Origin of the sequence: Corallococcus interemptor, from assembly GCF_003668875.1 — a bacterium.
Classification (GTDB): Bacteria; Myxococcota; Myxococcia; order Myxococcales; family Myxococcaceae; genus Corallococcus; species Corallococcus interemptor.
On the sequence record NZ_RAWM01000074.1, the window covers coordinates 1 to 24,569 of the forward strand.

Annotated in this window: 16 protein-coding genes; 9 read left to right on the forward strand and 7 right to left on the reverse strand. The window is 69.8% G+C overall.

Annotated elements, in window-relative coordinates; translation table 11 throughout:
- Positions 1 to 348: 348 nt before the first annotated feature.
- The 3 genes from D7X96_RS24050 to D7X96_RS24060 form a co-directional block, all read right to left on the reverse strand.
- Positions 349 to 2,829 carry a hypothetical protein gene (locus tag D7X96_RS24050; protein ID WP_121770806.1) on the reverse strand — a complete coding sequence of 827 codons (2,481 nt, stop codon included), beginning with the start codon at positions 2,827 to 2,829 and terminating at the stop codon, positions 349 to 351.
- Positions 2,830 to 2,992: 163 nt separating this feature from the next.
- Positions 2,993 to 4,018, reverse strand: coding sequence for a VWA domain-containing protein (locus tag D7X96_RS24055; protein WP_120546311.1), 1,026 nt, complete (start codon positions 4,016 to 4,018; stop codon positions 2,993 to 2,995).
- A gap of 69 nt (positions 4,019 to 4,087) precedes the next feature.
- Positions 4,088 to 6,511, reverse strand: coding sequence for a DUF8729 domain-containing protein (locus D7X96_RS24060; RefSeq protein WP_244219706.1), 2,424 nt, complete (start codon positions 6,509 to 6,511; stop codon positions 4,088 to 4,090).
- A 369-nt stretch (positions 6,512 to 6,880) separates the two neighbouring features.
- Between D7X96_RS24060 and D7X96_RS24065 the strand changes: the two genes are divergently transcribed.
- Positions 6,881 to 7,897 (forward strand): hypothetical protein, encoded by a 1,017-nt coding sequence (locus tag D7X96_RS24065; protein WP_120546313.1) that lies wholly within the window; start codon positions 6,881 to 6,883, stop codon positions 7,895 to 7,897.
- A gap of 4 nt (positions 7,898 to 7,901) precedes the next feature.
- On the opposite strand, the gene D7X96_RS24070 is transcribed toward D7X96_RS24065, so the two are convergent.
- Positions 7,902 to 9,263, reverse strand: a complete 1,362-nt coding sequence (locus tag D7X96_RS24070; protein ID WP_121770808.1) for a sigma-54-dependent transcriptional regulator — start codon at positions 9,261 to 9,263, stop codon at positions 7,902 to 7,904.
- Positions 9,260 to 10,609 carry a sensor histidine kinase gene (locus D7X96_RS24075; protein ID WP_121770809.1) on the reverse strand — a complete coding sequence of 450 codons (1,350 nt, stop codon included), beginning with the start codon at positions 10,607 to 10,609 and terminating at the stop codon, positions 9,260 to 9,262. The genes D7X96_RS24070 and D7X96_RS24075 overlap by 4 nt, the downstream gene beginning before the upstream one ends.
- Positions 10,610 to 10,936: 327 nt before the next feature.
- On the opposite strand from D7X96_RS24075, the gene D7X96_RS24080 reads away from it, so the two are divergent.
- The 8 genes from D7X96_RS24080 (at position 10,937) to D7X96_RS24115 (ending at position 19,693) form a co-directional block, all read left to right on the forward strand.
- Entirely contained in the window at positions 10,937 to 11,935 is a 999-nt protein-coding gene (locus D7X96_RS24080) for an HlyD family secretion protein (RefSeq protein WP_120546316.1), read from the forward strand.
- Positions 11,932 to 12,858, forward strand: a complete 927-nt coding sequence (locus D7X96_RS24085; RefSeq protein ID WP_120546317.1) for an ABC transporter ATP-binding protein — start codon at positions 11,932 to 11,934, stop codon at positions 12,856 to 12,858. Before D7X96_RS24080 ends, D7X96_RS24085 begins: the two co-directional genes overlap by 4 nt.
- Positions 12,855 to 13,991: an ABC transporter permease gene (locus D7X96_RS24090; RefSeq protein WP_120546318.1), complete on the forward strand. Its 1,137-nt coding sequence runs from the start codon at positions 12,855 to 12,857 to the stop codon at positions 13,989 to 13,991. Before D7X96_RS24085 ends, D7X96_RS24090 begins: the two co-directional genes overlap by 4 nt.
- Before the next feature lie 157 nt (positions 13,992 to 14,148).
- Complete coding sequence (locus D7X96_RS24095; protein ID WP_121722389.1) at positions 14,149 to 16,224, forward strand: hypothetical protein; 2,076 nt, start codon at positions 14,149 to 14,151, stop codon at positions 16,222 to 16,224.
- Between the two features lie 77 nt (positions 16,225 to 16,301).
- Complete coding sequence (locus D7X96_RS24100; RefSeq protein WP_121722390.1) at positions 16,302 to 17,609, forward strand: hydroxyacid-oxoacid transhydrogenase; 1,308 nt, start codon at positions 16,302 to 16,304, stop codon at positions 17,607 to 17,609.
- Between the two features lie 25 nt (positions 17,610 to 17,634).
- Positions 17,635 to 18,081 (forward strand): acyl-CoA thioesterase, encoded by a 447-nt coding sequence (locus tag D7X96_RS24105; protein ID WP_208647367.1) that lies wholly within the window; start codon positions 17,635 to 17,637, stop codon positions 18,079 to 18,081.
- A 119-nt stretch (positions 18,082 to 18,200) separates the two neighbouring features.
- Positions 18,201 to 19,352 carry a M4 family metallopeptidase gene (locus D7X96_RS24110; RefSeq protein WP_121770811.1) on the forward strand — a complete coding sequence of 384 codons (1,152 nt, stop codon included), beginning with the start codon at positions 18,201 to 18,203 and terminating at the stop codon, positions 19,350 to 19,352.
- Positions 19,353 to 19,369: 17 nt separating this feature from the next.
- On the forward strand, positions 19,370 to 19,693 hold the full coding sequence (locus D7X96_RS24115; protein WP_121770812.1) for a protealysin inhibitor emfourin: 324 nt from the start codon (positions 19,370 to 19,372) through the stop codon (positions 19,691 to 19,693).
- A 10-nt stretch (positions 19,694 to 19,703) separates the two neighbouring features.
- Here D7X96_RS24115 and D7X96_RS24120 read toward each other — a convergent pair whose 3' ends face one another.
- A complete protein-coding gene (locus D7X96_RS24120) occupies positions 19,704 to 21,233 on the reverse strand; it encodes a M91 family zinc metallopeptidase (RefSeq protein WP_121770813.1) in 1,530 nt (509 codons plus the stop codon).
- Positions 21,234 to 21,340: 107 nt separating this feature from the next.
- Positions 21,341 to 24,568 carry a TIR domain-containing protein gene (locus D7X96_RS24125; RefSeq protein ID WP_121770814.1) on the reverse strand — a complete coding sequence of 1,076 codons (3,228 nt, stop codon included), beginning with the start codon at positions 24,566 to 24,568 and terminating at the stop codon, positions 21,341 to 21,343.
- Position 24,569 lies beyond the last annotated feature (1 nt).

The window sequence follows — 24,569 nt, forward strand, 5'->3', positions numbered from 1 at the left end:
CTCTGGGGTCGGGCGTGGCCACGTCCCAGTATTTCTAATCCGCCCCCCGCCCACGTCTAGCGTGGTGAGGCCCACCGTTCGCTGCCTCACTGACCCCGCAGGCGAGCACCACCCGTGAACGCTTACCAAGCGCAAACGCGTCATTGGTTGGCGTAACGAGGGCACCGACGACATCTTCACCTATCTCGATTCGTTCGATGCCATGACGCCAGCCGGGCTGGCGTCACACCTGGGACACGAAATCGTCGGACACCTGGCGGGTGGGTTTGGCCACCCAAAGAAGGCTGGGAACATTCGCGACAGGTCGGTGCCGTACGTCATTGATGGCTTCATCGAGGAGCTCGCGCCTCAGTTCGTGGATCCGGGACGAAGCGAGGCCGCATAGGTTGCCGGGCCCGCGGCGCCGAGGCAGACGGGCGCGGCCACTGTCAGCGCCTCGTTCATGCCCAGCACGAGCCTCGGGCCCGCGAAGGTCACCGAGCGCACGGGGGCCGGTGTCGGGTAGCGGCCCAGCTCCGAGAGGTCCTCCGCGCGCAGCGCCAGCACGCCCGACGGCACGGTGGAGATGGCCAGGTACGCCACCACGCCGTCGAAGGCGAGGATGCGTGAGACGTCCACCGGCGACGCCCGCTCCGCCAGGTTGACGTGGGCGCGGACGTTGATGCGCGTGCCCTCGCGCTCCAGCAGGTAGACCTCGCGGCCGTTCTCGATGACCAGGCCCCGGCCTCCCGCGAGCGCCATGGCCGTGAATTGATCCGTGCTCCCGGAGAGCTCACCGGTGGCCGTCCCGCCCTCGCCCGACCACGAGCGCCAGAGCAGCGGGATGCGCGCGGGCTTGTCCGGTGAGACGTAGCGCATCTCTCCCAGCAGCAGCTCGGAGCGCGTCCCGTCCACCGCGAGCGCGGAGCCCTTGCGTGTCTCCGGCGAGGAGGGATCCACCGTGACGGTCTCCTCGGAGGCCGGCGTGAGCTCCTGGCCCGTGCAGGCGGCGTCCAACGCGAAGCGCCGCAGCGTGAAGCCTCCTCCGGTGATGGGCGCCGCCTGGAAGAGCTGGCCCTTCGCGGAGGCCAGCACCGCCGGCCCGTTGGGGATGCGCACCTGCCCGTCCGGTTCCAGCAGCCCGTTCGCGCCCGTGCGCAGGCAGCTCAAGACGGCCTTGCCCGCCTCCTGGTGCACGTTGGCGCCCAACGCGGGCAGCGTCACCAGCTCACGCGTGGCCACCCCCGGACGCGCGGGGGCCAGGCGCAGCCGCTGCGTGTCCGCCGGCAGCGCCGTGCCACCTGACAGCACGGCGGGCGCCTGGGGATCCTCCACGCTCACGCGGTGCGAGCCGAAGGGCCCCACCGCCAGCAGCGAGCCGTCCGCCGCGGCCTGCACCCGTTCGAAGGAGCCGTGATGGACCCCGGTGCGGAAGCGCAGCGCGTCCGTGCCCTCCAGCGACACCACGCGGCGCCACGGCTGGAGCACGGCGTGCCGCCCCACGCCCGTGAGCTGGAAGGGGGAGAGCGTCAGCCCCACCTCTTCGCTCTCGCGCAGGGGCAGCGTGGCCACCACGGACGACACGCCGCTGGCGTTGAGCGCGTGCCGCTCCACCACGTAGGCCCGCATGGGGCCGGTCAGCCGGACCCACTCCACCAGCAGCGAGTCCTGGAGGAAGACGAAGCCCACCGGCCGCTCCCAGCGGGAGGTGTCCTCCACGGGGAGGAAGGCCTTCACCGGCGTGGGCGTCGCCGTCCCGGTCAGGTCGGACTGCCGGTACACCAGGATGCGGCCCATCTGCCCGTAACGGAGCAGCTCGTGCGCGACCACGTACGTGCCGTCCGAGCGCGCCTGGAACAGGGACAGGCTTGGCAGCAGCGTGGGCTGGACGACCGGCGCCTCCGGCCGCGACACGTCCACCTGCACCAGCCCGCGGGACGTGCCCGCCCAGAGCGTGAGGCCATCCGGCGACAGCGACAGCGAATTGCAGGTGCCAGGCAGTTGCAGGTTGTGTGTGTCGTCCGCCACCAGCACGTTGCCGGGGTCGATGCGGTAGGGCGTCACGAAGCTGCCGTTGCACAGCCAGAAGTGATCGCCCCGGCCCGTGCCCCCGAGGATGCTGTTGCTGCTGGGGTGCAGGGGCAGCCGGGCCAGCGATGTCAGGCGGTCGCCCTCCAGGCCCAGCAGCTCCAGCCGCTGCCGGCTGCCGGCCACGAGGACGCGGTCCGGGCCCAGCGGGATGAAGAAGGTGAGCATCCGGTCGGACCAGTCCGTGGCGCCGAAGAAGCGGTCCACCCGGATGTCCAGGGCCGCCTGCGCCACGCGTTGCAGTCCGTCCTCCGTCACGCGCACCAGCGACACGGACAGGCCGCTGCCGCCCAGCCGGTCTCCGAACACGAGGCGGTCGTCCGACACGAACTCCGCCAGGCCCTCCAGGGGCGCCGTGGAGCGCTCCGCGGGAGAGGCGCCATGGCTCCACGCCGTGCCGAACGTCTGGGGGGCGCTGGTCGTGGGCGAGCCCCCGCACACCCCGCTCACGCACTGGTCCTGCGTGGTGCACACGTCGCCGTCGTCACAGGCCGTGCCGTCCGGCGCCTTCGTCACGACACAGAGGCCGGCGTCGTCGCGGGACTCCACCGTGCACGGGTCGTCGTCCTCGCACGTCCCCGCGTCGCCGGGCGTCGAGCCCCCGTCCGGTGGCGGCAATCCGGCGTCACCGGAGCCCGCGTCCACGCTGCCCGCGTCCACGCTGCCCGCGTCCGGGCGTTCCTCCTGGGGGTCTCCCGAGCACGCCGCGAGGAGCACCGCCAGCACCACGCCCCGGACCGTCGACCACGCGGAAGACACCATGCACGCACCGTCCCGGGCGCAAGGCCCTGCTCCCTCCAGGTCATCCGCCGCCATCCGGTCGGGAGCACGAGCTCACGGAAACGGCATGTCTTGGGTTGCCTTGCTCGCGCGAACGGCCGGGCGCGCGTGCTGCTCGCGCCCGGCCGTGCACGGCGAGAAGGGGCTACTCGCGAACCGTCTGGGGGCAGCCGCGGCCGAAGTTGTTCAGCACGGTCTGGTAGTCACCGGTGTCCACGGTGCCGTTGCGGTTGAAGTCGGAGCCCGTGCCGGAGGGGACCTTGGTGCCGTACTCGGCCAGCACCTTCGTCCGGTCCGTCACGTTCACGCAGCCATCCAGGTTCGCGTCACCGGGGATCGGCGTGGCCTGGGCGGGCGGCGTGTTCTGCGTGATGGACGCGTAGCGGCCCTTGGTGGCCGTGGACAGGCCGCTGAAGAAGGACACCTCGCTCGCGGCGGTGGCGCCGGCCAGGTAGGGACCCATCACGGTCTTCGCCTCGTCGTCCGGCTCACGCACCTGGGCGTCGCCCTGGAGGGGGACGTAGTCCTGGAAGAGGAAGTCGATGTCCGCGATGAGCGTGAGGCCCGGCGGGTAGGGGGGCGGGAAGAAGCCGCAGGGGCCCGAGGACGCGGCGCTGCCCGTGCACGCCTTGTTGCGGACCTTCTCCTGCCAGCTGCCCGGGGTCAGGTTGGGCCACACGCCCACGCTGAAGCCGCCGTAGCACTGGTCCAGGCTGGGGGTGGAGTTCTCATCGCCGTCCGTCACCAGGTAGATGCGCTTGGTGTGGAGCTGGTTGGGCAGGTAGTTGATGAGCGAGTCCACCGCGGCGCAGATGGAGCCCGCCAGCGGCGTGTTGCCGCCCAGGGTCACCGCGTTGACCGCGGCGCTGATCTGCGCCGGGGTCTTGTTGTCCGCGAAGCTGAACACCTGGGTGGGCCCGGTGTTCTCGAAGGTCCAGAACGCGTACTTCGTCGTCACGCTGGGGACGATCTGCAGATAGCCGTCGATGCGCGCCTTGGCCACCTGCAGGCGCGTGAGGCCGGGGACGGACGTGCCGCCCATGCTGCCCGTGCGGTCCAGCAGGATGAGGACGTGCTCGTCCGCCAGGGCCGCGCTGGAGCACAGGCCTCCGGCGAGCGCGAACGCCACGGCGGCCTGGGACAGGGAACGACGCTTCAGTTCAAGACGCATGGAACGACCTCCTGGGAATCAGGGAAAGGGACGGCCTTGCAGCGGTGAGAGCAGGCAGCGGGCGGGGCGTTACGGGCAGCCCTTGCCGTAGTTCTGAAGCACCAGGTTGCGGTCGTAGACGTCGATGCGGCCGCTGCCATCCAGGTCGTACGCGGGGTTGCCGGGCGGCACCGTCTGGCCGAAGGAGGCGTTGATGAGGTTCAGGTCCTCGTCGTTGATGCAGCCGTTGCCGTTCACGTCCCCCACCAGGATGACGCCGCCGTTCACGACCAGGCCGTAGTCCGCGTCCACCGCGGGCGTCTCCAGGTGGTTGTCCTGCACCACCTCGTCACCCAGCACCTCCACCTTCCACAGGCCGGCGGCCGGGTTCTGGAGGAAGACGTTCTCCACCGTGTCCACCTTGTTGGACGCGCCGCCGGAGGTGGAGAAGTTGCCCGCGGTGAGGCCGTTGTTGCCCCAGTAGACGGTGCCGTTGGGCGCCGTCACGCGCAGGGACAGGTCGTTGATGCGCGCCTGGGCCGCGCCCACGGTGCCCATGGGGTCCGTGTAGGCCAGGGTGACGTTGAGCTCCGTCTGGCCGGTGGCGACCTTCACGCTGTACGTCTTCACGCCCAGGGGGCCCACCACGTCCGTCTCGTCGATGATGCTGGTGACGGGGGCGCGGTCCAGCAGGCGCTTCACGTCGGAGTTGCCCCAGCCCTGCTTGTAGCGGTCGATGTCCCCGTTGGCGCCGCCCGCGAGCCAGTTGTAGCGGTACGCGTGGTTGATCATCAGCGCCTTGGCGGTGGCCATCTGCGGGCGGCTGGTGAAGACGTCCGCCTTCTGTCCGTGGCCGGCCCACACGCCCTGGTGCCACATCTGGAACAGCAGGCCGAAGTGGCCCGCCGTCTGCGGCGTGGCGGAGCTGGTGCCGCCGAACTCCGTGTAGGCGGCATCGCCGGAGCCGTACGCGGAGCGGATGGAGTCGTAGAAGTACGACAGGTCCGGCTTGATGCGGCCGTCCGCCGCCGGCCCGATGCTGCCGGAGTTGCCCCAGCGGTCATCCGTGCGCGACAGGGTGTTGAGGTGCTGGAAGGCCCCCACGGAGACGATGTTCTTCGCCCACGCCTGCGGACGCGACTGCCGGCTGCCCGCGTTGCTCTGGGACTGGGTGCTGAGGATGGGGTGCTTGAAGAGGTAGTCGTCCACCTCGGCGGAGAGGGTGGTGTACGACGTCGTCAGGGTGCTGCCCACGCTGGAGGTCTGGAACACGGCGCGGTACGGGCCGGCCGGGTCGGTGAGCTCCTGGTTGATGGTGTAGCGGGACTTGGCCCCGCCGAACTGGGTGGACTCGCTGTAGAGGAAGAAGATGCCCTGGCCGCTGGGAATCATGCCGCGCGCGGCCGGGTCCACGCCCTGCGCGAAGTTGTTGCTGTAGCAGCTCGTGCCGTGGAGCGAGCCGGACGTGCCCGTGCTGTGGATGATGGGCGCGGTGGACCATTCCCGGTGCGTGGTGCGCAGCTCGGTGTCGAAGATTTCCCCGCGCACGCCCTGGCCCGTCCAGCCCTTGAGGGACTGCAAGGCATTGGCGCCGCCCAGCTCGCGGACGATGTCCATGTCCACCTCGCCGGGGCCACCCCAGCGGTCGATGAACTGCACCTCGTTGGCGCGGACCACCTGGGCCAGCTGCTGCTGGGTGAGCGTCGCTTCGATGCGCAGGCCGCCCGGCTCCACCAGGTCCACGGTGCCGCCCAGGGCGCGCACGCGCTGGACCAGGGCCTCCTGGCGCGCGGCGCCGCGCTCTCCGAGCATCAGCGAGTAGCGCTGCGCATCCGGCAGCCGGGCGGAGCGGCCCACCAGCGCGTCACGCAGCGCGGGTTCCAGGCGGTATTCGGGATGGTACGGGCCCACCCAGCGCACGTAGGGCAGGTCCGCCACGCGCTTGTGGGCGTCCTTGTCCATCTCCACGACGAAGGTGTGGTCGGTGAGGAAGCGCAGCACCTTGCCGCCTTCGCGTTCGATGGCGTCGCGGAAGGAGGGCAGGGGCGTGCCCAGGAACTGCACCAGGTGCAGCGTGTTGCCCGCGTCCGCGGCCAGCAGGTTGCCCGTCAGTCGGGGGCCACCCTGGAGCGGATCGAACGGGGCCTCCGCCAGACGCACCACGTATTCCGTGTCACGCACGCGGCCGAGCAGCTCCGAGCCGCGCGTATAGGCCATGAAGTCCCGGCGCGTGCCGTCCGGCTGCTGCTCCTTCCAGACGTGGAGCTGGAGGCCGGGCTCCGGAGCGGCGACGGTGCGCAGCGAGGACACGGGGCGCTCGGTGCGGTGGAAGACGAAGCCCGCGGCGGTGACGAGCGAGGAGACGCGGGCTCCGGCGTTGAGGCCCTTCTCCACGACGAGCTTCGCGGGGGCCGCGTCGGTGGCACGCGAGGAGGGTGGGGTTCCCCGGGAGGGAGGCGCCGCCAGGGCGCTCACGGGGAGCGCCAGGGCGCAGCCCAGGACAAAGGCAGACATCGGCCGCCAGGACGGGACGCGCCGGGAGAAAGACTTTCGCATGTGGGTGCTCCTTCAATGGCTCAGTGCTCGCACGCGTCCGCCCACGACGCGCTCCCCGCCCGCACCACGACTCCTGCTCTGCCCGGGAGCCCTCTCTCAGAGGGGACTCAGGGCACGGCCGCGACCATCTGAAGAAAGACGCTCGAGTCGATGAAGGTCTGAAATATTTCTAAATCTGACGCTTGATGGCTGTCAATGGGTTCTCCGGTTTTACATTGATGGCGTGAATTTGCGGGACAGGCGCCTGTCGTTGTTTGTCTTGCTACGGGGAAGCCACGAGCCCGTCACCGTTGTCATGGTTCAAGAAAGCCGCGTTACGCTCCCGTGATGTCCAGGAGCGCGTGGTGGATCGCGGTGGTGGTGACGTGGCTGGTGGTGCCGGTCCAGGCGTGGGCCTGCTCGTGCATCCAAAGCCCAAAGGGGCTCGTTGGCACGTTGAAGGAGGCTCGGGACCAGGCCGGTTCCATCTATCTGGCGCGGGTGCGTGACTCGAAGTCCCCGTCCGAACGCTTCGCCACCGTGGATGTCCTGCAGACCTTCAAGGGCTCCATCCAGGCGGGTGACGTGTTGAAGCTCCCCTACGGAAGGGGTGGTGACTGCGTCCTGAGCCTGCCTCCAGGTCAGACCTGGTTGATCTATGCCGACGTCGACGGCCCGACCGAGGTCACGTCCTGCTCACGAACCCGGCGGGTGGACCCAGATGACAGTGAGTTGAAGTGGCTCCGCACGGGCGTCCTGCCGCCAGTGCCTGTGTCACTCCAACGTGAGATCGCGACCTGTGAGCTCTGCGAAATCAATGTCATGGCAGGACGCCTGCTGGTGCCTCCGGGCGTGCCTCCCGCCGGGAGTCCTTCGGGCTGGAACGGGGTCGCCGAGAGCCGGTGGAAGGCGGGCCAGCCGTTCTTCACGTACGCGGGGATGAACTCGGGCTCCGTGCTCGGGATCTCCCAGGAGGGGCGTGCCTTCGAGCTGACGGATACGTCGGATGGGGATCCGGTGCAAAGAGCCTGTCAGCGGAGGATCCAGCTCCGCTGGTGCAAGCGATTGGCATTCGAGAAGGAGAGCCGGTTCACGTCGGGGTTTCGCTGTGTGGACCCGGGGGAGCCCCAGGAGCTTTGTGACGAACGGCGTACCCGGAAGGCCGAGTGGCTTCCGATGGAACGGCTGCCCCATGGAGGCTGTCGCTGGTACAGGCCCGATGCGCCCACCTGCTACCTGTCCGAAGCCCGCTTCCCATTTCCCGCGGGCAGCCCGGCCCTGCCGGTCCTGGCCTGCCATGCGCTGTCACCCGGGCGGGACGGTGCCGCCTACACGTGTGAGGTGAAGCTGGCGCCGGAGCCGTGAGCCTTCAGTGCTCCGCTTCGTCGTCCTCGTTCAGGAGGCCGTGCTTGCGGAGCTTGTCGTGCAGCGTGGCGCGGCCGATGCCCAGCGCCCTCGCGGCTTCCGTGCGCTGACCCTTGGAGGCCGCGAGCGCGGCGAGGATGAGCTCCCGCTCGTGCGCGTCCAGCTTCTCGCGCAGCGTGACGCCAGTGGGCGGGGACGCGGGTGTGCTGGTGCCTCCGGGCAGCAGCTCCAGGTCCAGCGTGCCGTCGGGAGACAGCACCACGGCGCTCTCCAGGGCGTTCTCCAGCTCGCGCACGTTGCCGGGCCAGCTGTGGGCCGTCAGGCGCTCCAGCAGGGCGGGCGTCAGCGGCACCGGCGGCATGCGGAAGCGCTCGGTGTGGCGCGCGAGGAAGTGCTTCGCGAGCGCGGCGATGTCCTCCGGGCGGCTTCGCAGCGGGGGCACCTGGAGCGTCACGACCTTGAGCCGGTAATACAGGTCCTCGCGGAAGCGGCCCTCCGCCACGCGCTGGGGCAGGTCGCGGTGTGTGGCGGCCAGGACGCGGACGTCCACCGGGAAGGAGCGGTCCTCGCCCACGGGCCGCACTTCGCCCTCCTGCAAGACGCGCAGGAGCTTCGCCTGGAGGGGCAGGGCCAGCTCTCCGACTTCGTCCAGGAGCAGCGTGCCTCCAGAGGCCTCACGGAAGAGGCCGGGCCGGGCGCGTACGGCGCCGGTGAATGCGCCCCTCGCATGGCCGAAGAGCTCCGCCTCCGCGAGCTCCGGAGTGAGCGCGGCGCAGTTGAAGCGCACGTAGGGCTTGTCCGCGCGCGGGGAGGCGCGCACCAGTGCCTCCGCGACACGCTCCTTGCCGGTGCCGCTCTCGCCGGTAATCAGCACCGTGACGTCGCGCGGGCCCACGCGCTGGATGAGCACGGCCAGCCGCGCCATCGCCGGTGACACGAAGACCAGCGAGCGCAGCAGGTTCACTTCGCCGGACAGCCGCTCGTTCTCCGCCTCCAGCCGCACCACGCCAAGCGCCCTGCGCACCACGGCCAGCACGTCGTCCACGTCGAAGGGTTTGCGGAAGTAGTCCAGCGCGCCCAGCTTCATGGCCTCCACGGCGTGGCGTTCGGAGCCGTGCGCGGTGATGAGGATGACGCGGGGCGCATGCGGACGCGCGGCCACGCGGCGCAGCAGCTCCATGCCATCCACGCGCGGCATGCGCAGGTCGCTGAGCACCAGGTCCACGGGAGGCTCCGCGTCCAGACGCGCGAGCGCGGCCTCTCCATCCACGGCTTCTTCGACCTCCAGCCCGTCGTCCTCCAGCAACCCACGCAGCGTGTAGCGCACGCCCGCGTCGTCATCCGCCACCAGCACGCGGGCCTTCATGACAGGGCCTCCTTGCGCGGCGCTTCCACCGCCTGCTGAGCGGGCGGGAGGCTCAGCTCCGCCACACAGCCTCCGCCCTCGCGTGCGCGCAGGTTCAGCTCTCCGCCGTGCTGGCGCATCAGGGCTCGCGACAGGGCCAGCCCCAGGCCGGAGCCGTGGGGCTTCGTGGTGATGCCCGGCTCGAAGACGCGCGCCCGCACCTCCTCCGCCAGCCCGGGGCCCCGGTCCTTCACCTCCACGCGACCTCCTCCGTCCGGCGCCGTCCAGGCGTGCAGCTCCACCGTGGTGCCCCGGGGCGCGGCATCCAGCGCGTTCTGCACCACGTCGATCAACACCTGCCTCACCTTGCGCGCGTCACACCACGCCTCCACCGGGGGCCCTTGCGTGACCTTCAGGCTCACGTTTCGCTCTCCCGCCATGCCCTCGTGCAGCTCAGCCACCTGCCGGCACAACGCCTCCAGCGGCACCTGGGCTTCGTTGAGCGGGAGCAGCGGCCGGGAGAAGTTGAGGAACCCTTCGAGAATCTCCTGCATCCGGTCCACCTCCCGGCGCAGCACGGCCAGCCGCTCCGCGGGCCGTCCCTCCACCTCGCGGGCAATCATCGCGGCCAGGCCCTTCACGCTGGCCAGCGGGTTCTTCAGCTCGTGGGCAATCTCCCCCGACAGCGTGGTCAGCGAGCGCACCCGTTCCTCATGCGCCTTCAAGGCTTCGTCCCGCGCATCCAGCGCCGTGCGCACCATCCCCCGGAACGTGCGCCGCATCGTCGTGCCGATGAAGTTGGCCCACACCATCAGGAACGCCGTCACCACGAGCATCGTCACGAGCAGCGCGTCGCTGTGCCCCGCGCGCTGGCCGCCCCCGAAGATGACGGGCACCAGGTCGTCCACTCCACCCGTGAAGGTCACCGCCGCCTGCACGCCCAACAACGCGAGCAGGTAGCCCACCCACCTGCGGGCCCGCGCGGGCGAGAAGAGGATGGCCGTGGCGAAGCTCGCGGGCAGGACGAGCGGGATGAGCGGGCTCTCCAGTCCTCCCAGCGACAGGTTCACCACCGTGAACAGGGGGAACGCCACCAGCGGCACCCACCTGCCGGGCTCCTGCGTCACCACCGGCTGCCGCCGCCACGCCGTGACGGCCCCGACTCCCACCGCCACGAGCGCCAACGCGACCGCCACGCACCACCGGCGCCACGCGGACGTGTCCCCGATGAGCCCCAGCGACACCAGCACCACCGGCAGCGGGCTCAGGAACGACAGCACCTTCGTCACCTGCCGGAACATCCGCGAGAACGCCTCGCGCTGGACCTGCTCGATTCCGGCGGCCGTGGGCTGGGGTTGGGAATGCAAGGCGCGTCCTCCTGGACCGTGAGCGCTACCCTATGCCCAAGCAAGGCGGATGCCCCAGCCCGTGTGCCCCGGGCGGTCCCTCCCGCGCCGCCCCTCCTGTTCGAGAACCCGGCGCCGGCGCCGGAAATCCGAACAGCGAGAGGCCCTGCCCCCGGGGGCGCCCCTGACGTTCAGTGCTGGCACGTCCGGTGCTCCAGGTGACGTCAGCACACGGGTCCAGGACGGACCCGTGCGCCAGACACGGCCTCCCCGGGCCCGGCAGGCGTAGCGTGAGCACGCCGCGTCCGGGGGGCTCCATTCGCGGCGAGGCCGCGCCAGGAGGAACGGGTGTCGGGACCGGGCAGGACGTCGAAACACTCCAAGCGGAGCATCGTCGCGGGGGCGGTGCTGATCGCCGTCATCGTCAGCGGCATCCTGTGGCTGCGCCGGCCCGCCCCGGAACCGCCGCCGCGCTTCACCGGCTACGTCGTCAGCGACAACGTCTACATGTCCTCTCCCGTGGCCGGCATGGTGGCGTCCGTGGCGGTGGTGCGCGGCCAGCGCGTGGAGCCCGGCACGCCGCTGTTCCGCATGGATCCCACGTCACTTGTCGCGCGCGCGGATCAGGCCCGGGCGCAGGTGGGGCAGATGGAGGCGCAGCTGCTCGCGCGCCAGTCGGACGTGGCCCGCGCCCGCGCCTCGCTCGTCGCCGCGCAGGCGGAGGCGGACCGCGCGGACGCGGAGCTGGCCCGGCTGGTCGCCGTCCAGAAGGCCATGGAGGGCGCCGTGACGCCCCAGCAGCTGGACCTGCTGCGCGCGACGGCGACACGCGCCCATGCCCAGCGCGACGCGGCCCGCACGGACGTGGCGGCGGCGGGTGCGCAGCTGGAGGTCGTCCGAGCCCAGCTCGTCAGCGGGCGCGCGGGCGTCACCGCGGCCGAGCAGCAGGTCGTGGAGATTTCGCCCGTGTCCCCCGTCGCGGGCCGCGTGGAGGACGTCCTCTTCCAGCAGGGCGAGTGGGCCATGCCCAACGCCCCCGTCGTCAGCATCATCCCGGACGCGAAGTTGAAGGTTCGCTTCTACGTGCCGCAGGGCAGGGTGGCGTCCTTCCCACCCGGCACCCCCGTGGCCATCGCGTGTGACGGCTGCGACACCGGCATGACGGCCCGCGTGGACTTCGTCGCGTCACGTCCGGAGTACACGCCGCCCATCATCTACAGCCTGGAGACGCGGCAGAAGCTGGTGTTCCTGGTGGAGGCGGTGCCCTCCGCGCCCACGCGCCTGCTGCCAGGCCAGCCCATCGACGTGACCCCCGTGAAGCAGGCACCGGTGGAGGCGGACCGATGAACGAGCGGGCCATCGACGTGCGTGGGCTCAACAAGTCCTTTGGCGACCGGCACGTGGTGCGGGACGTCTCCATCGCCGTGGACACCGGACGCATCACCGGCTTCCTGGGCCCCAACGGCTCCGGCAAGACAACGACGCTGCGGCTCTTGTGCGGGCTGCTCACGCCCGACAGCGGCGAGGGCACCGTGCTGGGCCTGGACTTCCGCGCCCGGGGCGACGCCATCAAGCGCCAGACGGGTTACATGACGCAGAAGTTCTCCCTCTACGAGGACATGACGCTGGAGGAGAACCTGGCCTTCGTCGCGCGCGTCCACGGCCTGGAGCAGCGCCGCGAGCGGGTGGAGGACACGCTCCACCGGCTGGGCCTCTTCGACCGGCGCCGTCAGCTGGCGGGCGCGCTCTCCGGCGGCTGGAAGCAGCGCCTGGCCCTGGCCGCCGCCACGCTGCACTCGCCCCGCCTGCTGCTGTTGGACGAGCCCACGGCGGGCGTGGACCCCAAGGCCCGCCGCGAGTTCTGGGACGAAATCCACACGCTCGCCGCGGACGGCCTCACGGTGCTGGTGTCCACGCACTACATGGACGAAGCCGAGCGCTGCCACGACATCGGCTACATCCTGTATGGCCGCCTCATCGCCCGGGGCACGGCGGACGCGCTCATCCGAGACTCCGGGCTGGTGACGTTCCTGGGGGAGGGGCCCGGCATCGACCGCGCGGCGCACCTGCTGGCCCAGGCGGACGGCGTGCTCAGCGCCTCCGCGTTCGGCGCCGCCGTGCACGTCAGCGGGCTGACGCGAGAGGCCCTGGAGGCCGCGCTCGTCCCCTGGCGCAAGGAGCCCTACCGGTGGAGCGAGGTGACGCCGTCGCTGGAGGACGTCTTCATCCAGCTCATGGGTCGCGAGCGCGACGAACGGTACACGTCATGACGGGCCCGCTTCCGCGCATCCTGGCCGTGCTGCTCAAGGAGTTCACCCAGCTGCGGCGCGACCGCATCACCTACGCGATGATCCTCCTCATGCCGGTGATGCAGCTGCTCATCTTCGGCTACGCCATCAACATGGACCCCCGGCACCTGCCCGCCGCGGTGCTGTCGCACGACACCAGCACCCTGGCGGACTCCGTCGTCGCCGCGCTGGAGCGCACCGGCTACGTGGACGTGCGCTACCTGCCGCGCTCCGACGAGGAATTGGACCAACTCATCCGCCGGGGACAGGTGATGCTGGGCATCACCATCCCTCCGGACTTCACCCGGCGGGTGCTCAAGGGGGAGCGCGCGCAAATCCTGGCGGAGGCGGACGCGTCCGACCCGCAGGCGGCGGCGGGGGCGCTCGCCGCGGTGAGCGTGCTGCCCACGGAGGCGCTGCGCAACGAACGGCTGGGGCTGGGGCCGCCCCGGTCCACCGCGCCCGCCTTCGAGGTGGTGGTGCACCGGCGCTACAACCCGGAGAGCCGCTCGCCCATCCACATCGTGCCGGGTCTGCTGGGCATCATCCTGTCCATGACGCTGGTGATGATGACCGCCATGGCCGTCACCCGCGAGCGCGAGCGCGGCACCATGGAGACGCTCCTGTCCACGCCCGCCACGCCCGCGGAGATCATGGTGGGAAAGCTCACGCCCTACGTCGTCGTGGGGCTGGTGCAGACGGTCGTCGTCCTGGGCATGGCGCGGTGGCTGTTCTCCGTGCCCATGGCGCGCACGCCCGCGGGCTGGCTGGCCCTGGCGTGCGGCATCGTGCTGTTCATCGTGGGCAACCTGTCCCTGGGCTACCTCATCTCCACCGTGGCGCGCAGCCAGCTGCAGGCGATGCAGATGTCCATGTTCTACATGCTGCCGTCCATCTTCCTCTCCGGCTTCGCGTTCCCCTTCCTGGGGCTGCCGCCGTGGGCGCGGGTGCTGGGGGAAATCATCCCCGTGACGCACTTCCTGCGCATCGTCCGGGGCGCGCTGCTCAAGGAGCAGGTGCTCGCGGACATGGGAGATGACCTGCTCGCGCTGGGACTTTTCGTGCTCGCCGTGGCCGGCGCGGCACTCGCGAGGTCTCGTACGACGTTGGATTGATTGACGCCACACGTCGGGCATGACGCATGCGCGAAAGTGGGAGGATTGCACAGCCGGACGATCCAAACGGACCGCCGATTGCAACTCTCCTCCGCACCGGAGCCACGCCCCACGTGGTTTCGCGGGTTTCACGCCCGCATCCGGTCTGGAGATGCCCATGTCCCGTGACAACTCCTTCGCGGCAGGTGCGGTGCGGACTTCGCGCCTGCTGGTGGTCCTCTTCGCGGCGTCCCTCGCCGCCGGCTGTGGCGACGATGACGACTGCGTGCCCCGGACGTGCGAGTCGCAGGGCTTCAACTGCGGCGCCGTGGAGGATGGCTGTGGCAAGCCGCTCGACTGCGGCACCTGCGCGGCGCCCTCCACCTGTGGCGGCGGCGGGCAGGACAACGTCTGTGGTTGCGCCGATATCAAGACCGCGTGCACCCCCGGAGCCGAGTGCGGCAGCGAGCCGGACAACTGCGGTGGCACCATTTCCTGCGGGATGTGCGCGGCGCCGGAGGTGTGTGGCGGACGCGGCGTGGAGAAGATGTGCGGCATCCCCGTCGCGGACCGCGAGTGCAGTGAGGGCTGGTGCTGGGAGTATCCGCTGCCCCATGGCTACAGCTTCCAGGGGGCGCACTTCAGCGCGCCCAATGACGGCTGGGCCGTGGGTGAAGACGGCTTCATCCAGCACTGGGATGGAGCGAAGTGGACGCGCGTGGCCAGCGGGACGCTGACGACGCTGAACGGCGTGCACGCCCTCTCCCCGACGGACGTGTGGATGGTGGGCGCGGGCGGCACCGTGCTCCACTCCACCGCGGGCGGAGCCTTCGCTCCCGTCAGCTCCGGGACGACGCGCGACCTCAAGGCCGTGTGGGACTCCGGCCCGAGCGACATCTGGGTCGTGGGCGCGGGCGGCACCGTGCGGCGCGCCCAGGGGAGCAGCGGCTTCCAGGGCGTGGACGTGTCCACGACGAAGGACCTCAACAGCGTGTGGGCCAGTGGGCCTTCGGATGTCTGGATGGTGGGGAACGCCGGGACGCTGCGCCGGTATGACGGCACCGCGGTCTCCAGCATCAACGTGGTGACGACGGACATCGACTTCCACCAGGTGACGGGCACCGGCCCCAACGACGTCTGGACCGTCGCGTCCGACGACCCCTGCCTCTTCTGCGACGACTTCGGGCAGGTGTTCCGCACCACGCCCGCGGGCATCGAGCAGTCGCTGCGCTCGTCGGATCAGCTGTTCTACGTGTACGCCGCGTCGCCCTTGCTGGTGCTGACCGGCGGCGAGGACTTCGGCTACGTCTACAACGGCACGAAGTGGACGGACACGGACGAGGACGCCGTGGGCCCCATCACCGGCAGCGGTCCGGACAACGTGTGGTCCTTCGGCCGGGGCGGGCGGGTGCAGAAGTGGAGCGGGCAGGCGTGGACCTCCCAGGCGCCGCTGCGCACGCTGGGGGCGGCGAAGGCCATCCATGGCACGGGGCCGTCGGACCTCTGGGTGGTGGCGGATACGGGCCGCGTGCTGCACTGGAATGGCGGCGGCTGGCACGAGCTGCCGCTGGACGGCTCCACCACCGATGACATGTCCGGCGTCTACGCGGCCTCCGCGACGGCGGTCTGGGCGACGTCCGCGTTCCACGACAGCATCTACCGCTTCGACGGGACCCGCTTCCTCCCGCAGTACAAGGCGGAGGGCTCGCAGGCCTTGTACGCCATCCACGGCGTGTCCGAGACGGAGCTCTGGGCGGTGGGCGCGATGGGCCAGGCCGTCCACTTCGACGGGACCACCTGGACGCGGCAGCCCACGGACGTCACCGTGAGCCTCAACGCCGTCTGGGTGCAGGGCCCCTCGCTGGCCATCGCGGTGGGCGACGAGGGCACCATCCTGCGCTGGGAGGGCGCCGCGTGGAGCAAGATGACCTCCGGCACCAGCGCGGCCCTCAAGGCCGTGTGGGGCAGCGGGCCCACGGACATCTGGGCCGCGGGGGCGAACGGCACGCTGCTGCGCTACAACGGCGCGCTCTGGCTGCCCGTGCTCAGCGGCACCTCGTCCCAGCTCAACGGCCTGATGGGGCGCTCCGCCACGGAGGTCTATGCGGTGGGCGACAACGGCACGCTGCTGCGCTTCGACGGCAAGTGGACCCAGGAGGCCACCGGCACCCGCCGCGTCCTGCGCGCCGTGTGGGCGCCGTCCGCGTCGGAGCTGTGGATGGTGGGCGACTCGGCGGTCCTGCACAAACCCTGACACCGGCCCTTCACGCGGTGCTCCGGCCCGCTCCCGCCCTGTAGATTGGGGCGGGACACGTCCGCCAGGGAGCGCGCATGGGCTGCTGTCACTACCCCGCCGTGAAGGAAGGCTGCGACAGCGCCTTCACGGTGGACACCTCCCGCATCACCTTCGGCCCGGGCTGCCTCGCCGAGGTGGGCGACCGGGCGAGGGCGCTCGGGATGAAGCGGGTGGCGCTGTTCTCCGACGCGCGCGTGGCGCGGCTGGAGCACTTCCAGAAGGTGCGTCAGTCGCTGCTCGCCGCGGGGCTGGACGTCGTCGTCTTCACGGACGTGCACGTCGAGCCCACGGACCAGTCCTTCCTGGAGGCGGCGCGCTTCGCCTCCGGGGCCCGGCCGGATGGCTACGTGTCGCTGGGTGGCGGCTCGGTCATCGACACCTGCAAGGCGGCGAACCTGTACGCCACGCACCCGGCGGACTTCCTCGCCTACGTGAACGCGCCGGTGGGGGAGGGGCGCGCGGTGCCCGGCCCGCTCAAGCCCCACATCGCGTGCCCCACCACGTCCGGGACGGGCAGCGAGGTGACGGGCATCACCATCTTCGACCTGCTGTCGCTGCACGCGAAGACAGGCATCGCGTCACCGGCGCTGCGGCCCACCGAGGCGCTCATCGACCCGGACTGCACCGCGACCCTGCCGGGCGAGGTCGTCGCGGCCAGCGGGCTGGACGTGCTGTCCCACGCGCTGGAGTCCTATACGGCGCGGCCGTTCGTCCACCGGCCCGCTCCCGCGCGCCCCAGCCTCCGGCCCATGAGCCAGGGCGCCAACCCGTGGAGCGACCTGGGCTGCCGTGAGGCCCTGCGGTTGATGGGCCTGTACCTGGAGCGCGGCGTGAAGGACGCGGGCGACACGGAGGCCCGTGAACAGCTCATGTGGGCCGCCACGCTCGCGGGCATCGCCTTCGGCAACGCGGGCGTGCACGCGCCGCACGGCATGGCCTACGCGGTGGCGGGGCGGGTGCGCGACTTCCGTCCCTCCGGCTATCCCCAGGAAGAGCCCCTGGTGCCGCATGGCCTGGCCGTCATCGTCAACGCGCCGGCGGTGTTCCGCTACACGGCCTCCGCGAACCCCGAGCGCCACCTGGAGGCCGCGGGCTTCCTGGGCGCGGACGTGCGCGGCGCGCAGGGCGGGGACGCGGGCGAGGTGCTGGCCGGCCGCGTCGTCCAGTTGATGCGCGCGGTGGGCGTGCCCAACGGCCTTTCGGGCGTGGGCTACACCGGCGCGGACGTGGACGCGCTCACCGAGGGTGCCTTCCCCCAGCAGCGCCTGCTCCAGAACGCGCCCCGGGAGATGACCCGGCCCGTCCTCACGGAGCTGTTCCGCCAGGCGCTGCGCTACTGGTAACCCCCCAAGCCCCCAGGCCCCCATCGTGCCCGACCGAGAGACCGCTGACCGCTACCGCTACTTCCTGCCCATCACCACGCGGTGGATGGACAACGACGTGTACGGCCACATCAACAACGTCACCTACTACAGCTACTTCGACACCGTCGCGAACCACTACCTCATCCACGAGGGCGGCCTGGACATCCACGCGGGGGAGGTCATCGGGCTGGTGGTGGAGTCGAAGTGCGCCTATCACGCGCCGCTCGCGTACCCGGACCGGCTGCGCGCGGGCCTGCGGGTGGACAGGCTGGGCAACCGCTCGGTGACCTACGGCATCGCCATCTTCAAGGAAGGGGAGGAGCAGGCGGCGGCGCACGGCCACTTCGTGCACGTCTTCGTGGACCGGCGGACCCGAAAGGCCGCGGCCATGCCTGACCGGCTGCGTGAAGCGCTGGAGAAGCTGGACGTGACACCCCGCGAACAGGCTTGAGCGCGCATCGCCGCAAGGGCTCCCGGGCGGCCGGGGAGGGGCTGCCGTCCCGCGTCCCGAGCACCGCCCGCCGCCATCACCATCGTCTTCCTGTATCCCTTTTCGGAAGGAGATGGGTGATGTGTTGCAACACACGAATCTGGCATTCCCACCACTGCATCCTGCCGCCGTACGTCAGCCGGCAGATTGCCCAGAACGGCTCACCGCAACAGCGCACGCGGGCCCTGCGGACGCTCGCCATCGACAACACCCTGCGCGCCATCCGCCTGTCGAGCAGCGGCGCGCCCCAGGCGGCCAGGCGCCTCATCCCGGGCCCCATGGTCGTGGAGAGCCAGAAGCTCCGCACCATCTATGACGTGAAGAACACCGAGGCCCTGCCGGGCAGCGTGGTTCGCACCGAGGGGCAGGATGACACGGGCGACGCGGCGGCCGACGAGGCCTATCTTGGCCTGGGCGGGACGTATGACCTCTACTGGGAGGTCTTCGGGCGCAACTCCATTGACGGCAACGGCATGCCGCTGAACGCGCACGTCCACTATGGCTCCGGCTACGACAACGCGTTCTGGGACGGCGAGCGCATGGTCTTCGGCGACGGAGACGGTGAGCTGTTCAACCGCTTCACCATCTCCGTGGACGTCATCGGGCATGAGCTGGCGCACGGCGTGACGGAGCATGAGGGGCCGCTGGCCTACTTCTCCCAGGCGGGCGCGCTCAACGAGCACATGTCGGACGTCTTCGGCTCGCTGGTGAAGCAGCGCCTGTTGAACCAGACGGTGGATCAGGCCGACTGGCTCATTGGCGCGGGGCTCCTCTCCGACAAGGTCCAGGGCAAGGCCCTGCGCTCCATGAAGGACCCGGGCACCGCGTTCGACGACCCGGTGCTGGGCAAGGACCCGCAGCCGGCCATCATGAAGGACTTCGTGAACACGTGGGAGGACAACGGCGGCGTGCACATCAACTCCGGCATCCCCAACAAGGCCTTCTGCATCGCGGCCACGAACCTCAAGGGCTACGCGTGGGAGAAGGCCGGCCTCATCTGGCTGGAGACGCTGCGCGACTCGCGGCTGAAGCCCAACGCCACGTTCCTCTCCTTCGCCCGGCTCACCGTGACGGCGGCCGTCCGCCTGTACGGCAGCGGTGACGAGGAGCAGATCGTGCGCGACGCCTGGAGCCAGGTGGGCATCAAGGTCTCCAAGGAGCGCGCGGGCCAGCCGGCCTGGACGCCGCAGGTGCAGAAGCAGGCCGCGCCGCGGGTACAGCCCAAGCACTAGGCCCTGGGGTCGATGGAATGCGAATCGAGCTCAAGCGGGAGGGAGGCGTCGCCTTCTTCCCGGGCCTCGCCAGGCCCCGCACCGTGGACCTGGCGGCCGTGCCTCCCGCCACGGCGGAGGCGCTCCAGCGGGAGGTGCGGGAGGCCCGCTTCTTCGAACAGCCGGCCACCGTGGGCGGCGGCCCCACGGCGGGCGCGGACCGGACCAGCTACACCCTCACCATCGAGGATGACGGCGGCCGGAGACATTCGGTCCGGCTGGTGGAGCCCGTGAACGAGCCGCACCTGCGCGCGCTGCTGGGGCTCATCCAGAAGGCCGAGCGGGAGCAGCGCGCCCCCTGAGGCTCGGGGCCTAGTAGCGCGGACGGGTGGGGAGGTTCAGGTCGTCGCGGAGGACGTTCTCTCCGGGGCGGCCGCCCTGCACCACGTCCGGCGTGGACGGGTCCTGGTCCAGGTCGATGGGCAGGCCCACCGCGGACGTCTCACGGTTGTTCACGCCGTTCTTCTCACCGCGCGCCAGCGTGCCGTTGGCGTAGTCCGACGCGTGCACCAGCTCGTGGAACAGGCCGACGACGGGCGGGCGGTTCTGCCAGTCCTCGGTGCCCAGCGAGATGCGCGTGGTGTTGTAGTTCACCGTGCCGTTGGTGCCCGCGCCCGGCGTGCCGTCCGTGTTGAACCAGGCGTCGTCCTTGTTCTGCGCGGCCGCGGAGTTGCCGCTGGACGTCTCCTTGATGGTCGTGGTGTGGCCGCTGTCATCCAGCGTGCGCAGCAGCTCCTGGCCCGAAGGCAGCGAGCGCATCGCGTCCAGGTCCGACTGCACGCGCGCCTGGAACTCCGCGCTGCCCGACGCCGTCACCGAGCGGCCGCGCTGGTCCGCGTTCGTCATGTCCACGATTTCGCGCTCGCCCGTGGCCGCGTCGGCGGTCTTCTCGTTCTCCTCGACGTAGAGCTTGTCCGTGCCCGTGCCGCCCGTGACCTTGTCCTGGCCCTCGCCGCCCGCCACCGCGTCGTTGCCCCGGCCGCCGCTCAGCGTGTCGTTGCCGCGCCCGCCAATGACCTGGTCGTCGCCTTCGCCGCCGTAGGCCCGGTCATTGCCCGCGCCACCGTCGATGTAGTCCCGGCCCTTGCCGCCGGACACGTAGTCGTTGCCGTCCAGGCCGTAGAGCACGTCGCGTCCGTCGCCGCCCAGGATGCGGTCATCGCCCGCGCCGCCCTCCAGGTAGTCGTCGCCGTCCTGGCCCTGGAGCGTGTCCTTGCCCTCGCCACCGATGACGGTGTCGTTGCCCGCGCCTCCGATGAGCGTGTCGTTGCCCTTGCCGCCGGTGAGCTTGTCGTCGCCCGCGCCGCCGTCCAGCGTGATGTCCTGGGTGACGCTGGCGTCCACGGTGATGGAGTCGTTGCCGTCACCGCCGTTGATGATGGCGCCCTTGGCCTGCGCCGCCGTCAGCGTCACGGTGTCGCTGCCGGACTTGATGGTCAGCCCACCGTCGGTGTTCTGCGACACCGTCGCGGTGTTGTTGCCCGCGCCCAGGTCCACCACCGTGCGGCCCTGCGCGTTCGTGCTCACCTGCGGCCCGGCGAGGGCGCTGCCCACGCGGCCCGCAATCTTGCCCAGCGCCTCACCGATGCCGGCCGCCGCCTTGCCCGCGGCCTGACCCGCGAGGGCCCCGATGCCCTCCGCGCCCTTGAGGGAGCGGATCTCCGCGGACAGCACCGGCCGGGACGCGGCGCCAGCGCGGGGGCCCGCGTCGAAGCCGTCCTTCATCCGCTGGGCGACGGCCGCCTTCACCGCGTTGGGCTTCGCCGCGACGGGCGCCTTCGCCGGCTGCGTGCTCACGGGGGACGAGGTGGGGCGCGAACCGGGCTTGCCAATGGAGGTCATGCCGGGATTGTCGCCAAAAGGTAACGCCGGTTGCCTCGGACCTGGGCTTCCGCGCCAACTCCGCGAAATTCCAGGCGTTCTCTGCGGAAACGGTGGCGCCTGGGGCTTTATGCCTGCACGAGGAGTCGCTCCATCTCCTCCGCAGTTGAGCGGGCCTGGGCATGGCCGATGTCGCGGCGGTAGTCCACCTGTCGCTGGAGGAGCTCTCGGGCGGCCTCGGGATTCCCTTGCCGGATCCGAAGCCGTCCTAGCTCCCAGGATGCGAGCGCGAAGCCCCGGTCGTCCCGGAAGGACTTCGCGACGTCCAGGGCCTCAATGAGACGCGCTTCGGCCTCGCCCAGGGCGTCCTGTTCCATCTCGAAGCCTGCGATGGCGAGCAGCACGTCAACCTCAAGGCGGACATCCGCTGCGTCCCTGGCAAGTGACCAGGCATTCCAGAGTTCGAATTCAATGCCGGCCACGTCGCTTGCTGTGTACGGGTCCTCCTTCCATTCGAGGATCGCGAAGACGTAGTGGGCTTGGGCTTGCTGGTAGCGGCTGAAATCCCTGTTTCGATCGTCAATGTGGGCGACGAGGTCCCGGGCTGCTCTCCATTGTTCTTGCTCAAGGCGCAGTCTGGCGAATTCAACGCGAACGTTGTTCTTCAACTCGTGGGCGTGAAATCCGGACCGGGTGTCGTTCAGCGCCAGCAAGAACTGCTCTTGGGCATCATCTTGGTGCCCGAGATCCATCAGTGCGAGGCCAAGGTCCAGCTGGTAGAGGCCAAGATCGAATTGGTTGAGACTGTGCCCGCGCTCTCGTCTTGAGTTCCGCCGAAGCTGCTCCTTCTGCCATCGCTCGCGCTCGCCCGGCGGCCTGCGCAACCGAATGAGAGGGCTCAAGCTCCACGCGTCGTGAACGACTCCGTCGGGATACCGGAGCATTCGTTGAATGGCAGCCGTCATGTCCGGCCAGGAGTTGTCGAATGCTTCGATGGCTCTTGCATGGGTGTTGCTGGAGTCTCGATACATCCTGTCGAGATTGGAGAGGACGGTCGTGAAGTGGTTTGCGTGCCGGAGTTCAGCGCCCGGCAGGTCGAAGCTGCCGGGTCTTGCCTTCGCTACTTGCTGGATGGGCGCCCAAAGCATGAACCGCCCTGCTTTTGACGTGGGCCGCACCAGGCCCATTCGCACCATCTCCTGCAATGCGAGCTCTAATGGCTCATCCACAAAGGTCTCAAGTGCCTGATATCCGTTGGGGCCTGCCGGTTGCCGCTCCGTCATGACCGCGCGCGCGGCTTCCAGGTCGAAATCTCCTGTGAGGACAGAGAGCAACCGGGCTTCTTCCAGGTACGTGGCGTAGTCATGAAGGCTGGACACATGGATGCTTGGCCGGCTGAGTGCCTCCGCGACGCTGCGAAGCGGTCCTGGCAAGTGACCGCAGGCCTCGGCGAGCCGAGAGAGTGCGTCCCCACGGGGATGCGGGACGAATTGGCGCAGGAGCCTCGTGGCGGTCGATGGGTCCAGCCCGTCGAGGTGGATCGCTTGCATGGGAATGGAGGGGGCAAGCCTTGTCCACCTGGCTTCGTGTGTGCACACGAGGACCAACCGTGCTTCAGGTCCCGGATGCAGTGCCTCCAGTTCCGCGGAAGGGAGGTCCTCTTCGACAGAAGGACTGGAGAGCCCGTCGAGCACCAGCACGAACCTGCGTTCCGAGGTCTGGTAATAATACTGCTCGAGAACGTCCCGGTGGTCGGCGCCTGGATCAACTCCAAGCGCGGCGAGGACCTCCCGTGCCACGGCCCTGGCGCTGAATGGCGGGTCTCCCTTGCGCCGCTCCAGATAGAAGATGCCGTCTGGGAACTCTCGGGCGACGACGTCCGCGGCGAGCCGGATGAGGGAGGTCTTCCCGGAGCCGGAAGGCCCGTAGAGATAGAAGAAGGAAATCGGCTGACGGAGGAGATCAATGGCTCGCGAGAGCTCGTGCTCGTAGCCCAGGAAGGTACGCGGTGGAGGGGGCATCCGGAGATGCGCGAAGGCCTCCTTGGGCTCGATGCGATGCTCGTCACCCAGCAGGGTTCGCAGGCGGACGTGTCCTTCGCGGAGCGCGATCCGCGTCGGTCTGGAAGCGGAAAGCTCTACCCGGCGCCATGTTTGCGTTGCCGGTTGCTTCAGCGCTTCGAGAATGTGCGGGATGGCCTCCCTCGGACTCGTGCGGTTGGCAAAGACTCCTTGAATGGAGAGAATCGCGGCAGCCGAAGGCCAGCGACGGGCCAACATTTCTGGATTGGCGGTTCCTAAATACACAGGAATCAGCGTGAAATGCTCACCCTGGTCTCGTTTCCTCTCAAGCAAGGCACGAGCCTCGAAGGAGTTCCACTCATTCGCAAGCGCTTCACCAGAGACAAGCAGAATAGCGACATCGCTCTGGTGAATCTTTTCCTGGACGGCGGACATCAGGGATTCACCAGTGCTGAACTTGTCTTCGCCTAGAACCTTGTGGCCTGCTGTCCGGAGTGCCTGGGTAATGTCTCTGACCCATTTGAAGTCATCTCTTCGCGAGTAACTGATGAAAACCCGGAGAGGACGCGGGGGCACCTCCGCTTCAGCTACATCCACCAGCAGGGGCTCTGTCCTCGGAATCTCCAGGGTGTGGGCGCTTGGACTGCCTTCGGGGCCTAGCTCCACATGGCTGGAAAACAACTTCACGGGCAGCCGGACGCGCTCCATCCCCTTTCGTGCGATGGAAGCCAGCCATCCTGCCCCCTCGCCTAAAGCGGGCGTGGATGACAGGAGCTCTCCGCCCAGGCTCCACTTCGCCGCGGATGCCAGGAGCCTCCCTTCCGTCAGGTGCATCAGCTCCTGGGGCAGCCGGTCACTGGCCCCCGCAGCCCAATGGCCCAGTCCTCCTTCCGGCTCCCGCACGAGCGTGGCAAGCGCGGAGCGCAGCAGGGTGAGCGTCTGGGCATGGGCATCCGGCGCGCGGCAGAACTGGAGGTAGTTGAGCTTCTCCTCAAGCTGAAGCGCCGGTGCGATCCAGCGATGGGTCTCTTCGGTGATGCGCCACACCTGCTCGTATCGGTCGGTACTCGTGGCCGCAAGGCGCTGCCTCAGGACGGCGCCCACGTTCTTCGCGAAGACGATGCCCTGGGGACCCCGGAAGCCGACAAGCTCACTGAGCCACAGGTCTGCCTCGAGCGCGGGTGAACTGCCCGGAAGCAGTTCCAGCCGCAGCCGGCGCAGAAGTGCTGGCTCGGCGCGCACGGCGAATGAAGCCAGGCACGCGAGCTCCAGCGCGTCTGGCTGTTCCTGCGAGAGCTCCTCCACGAGCTGTCGGGCGATGGCGAGCGTGTCCAAG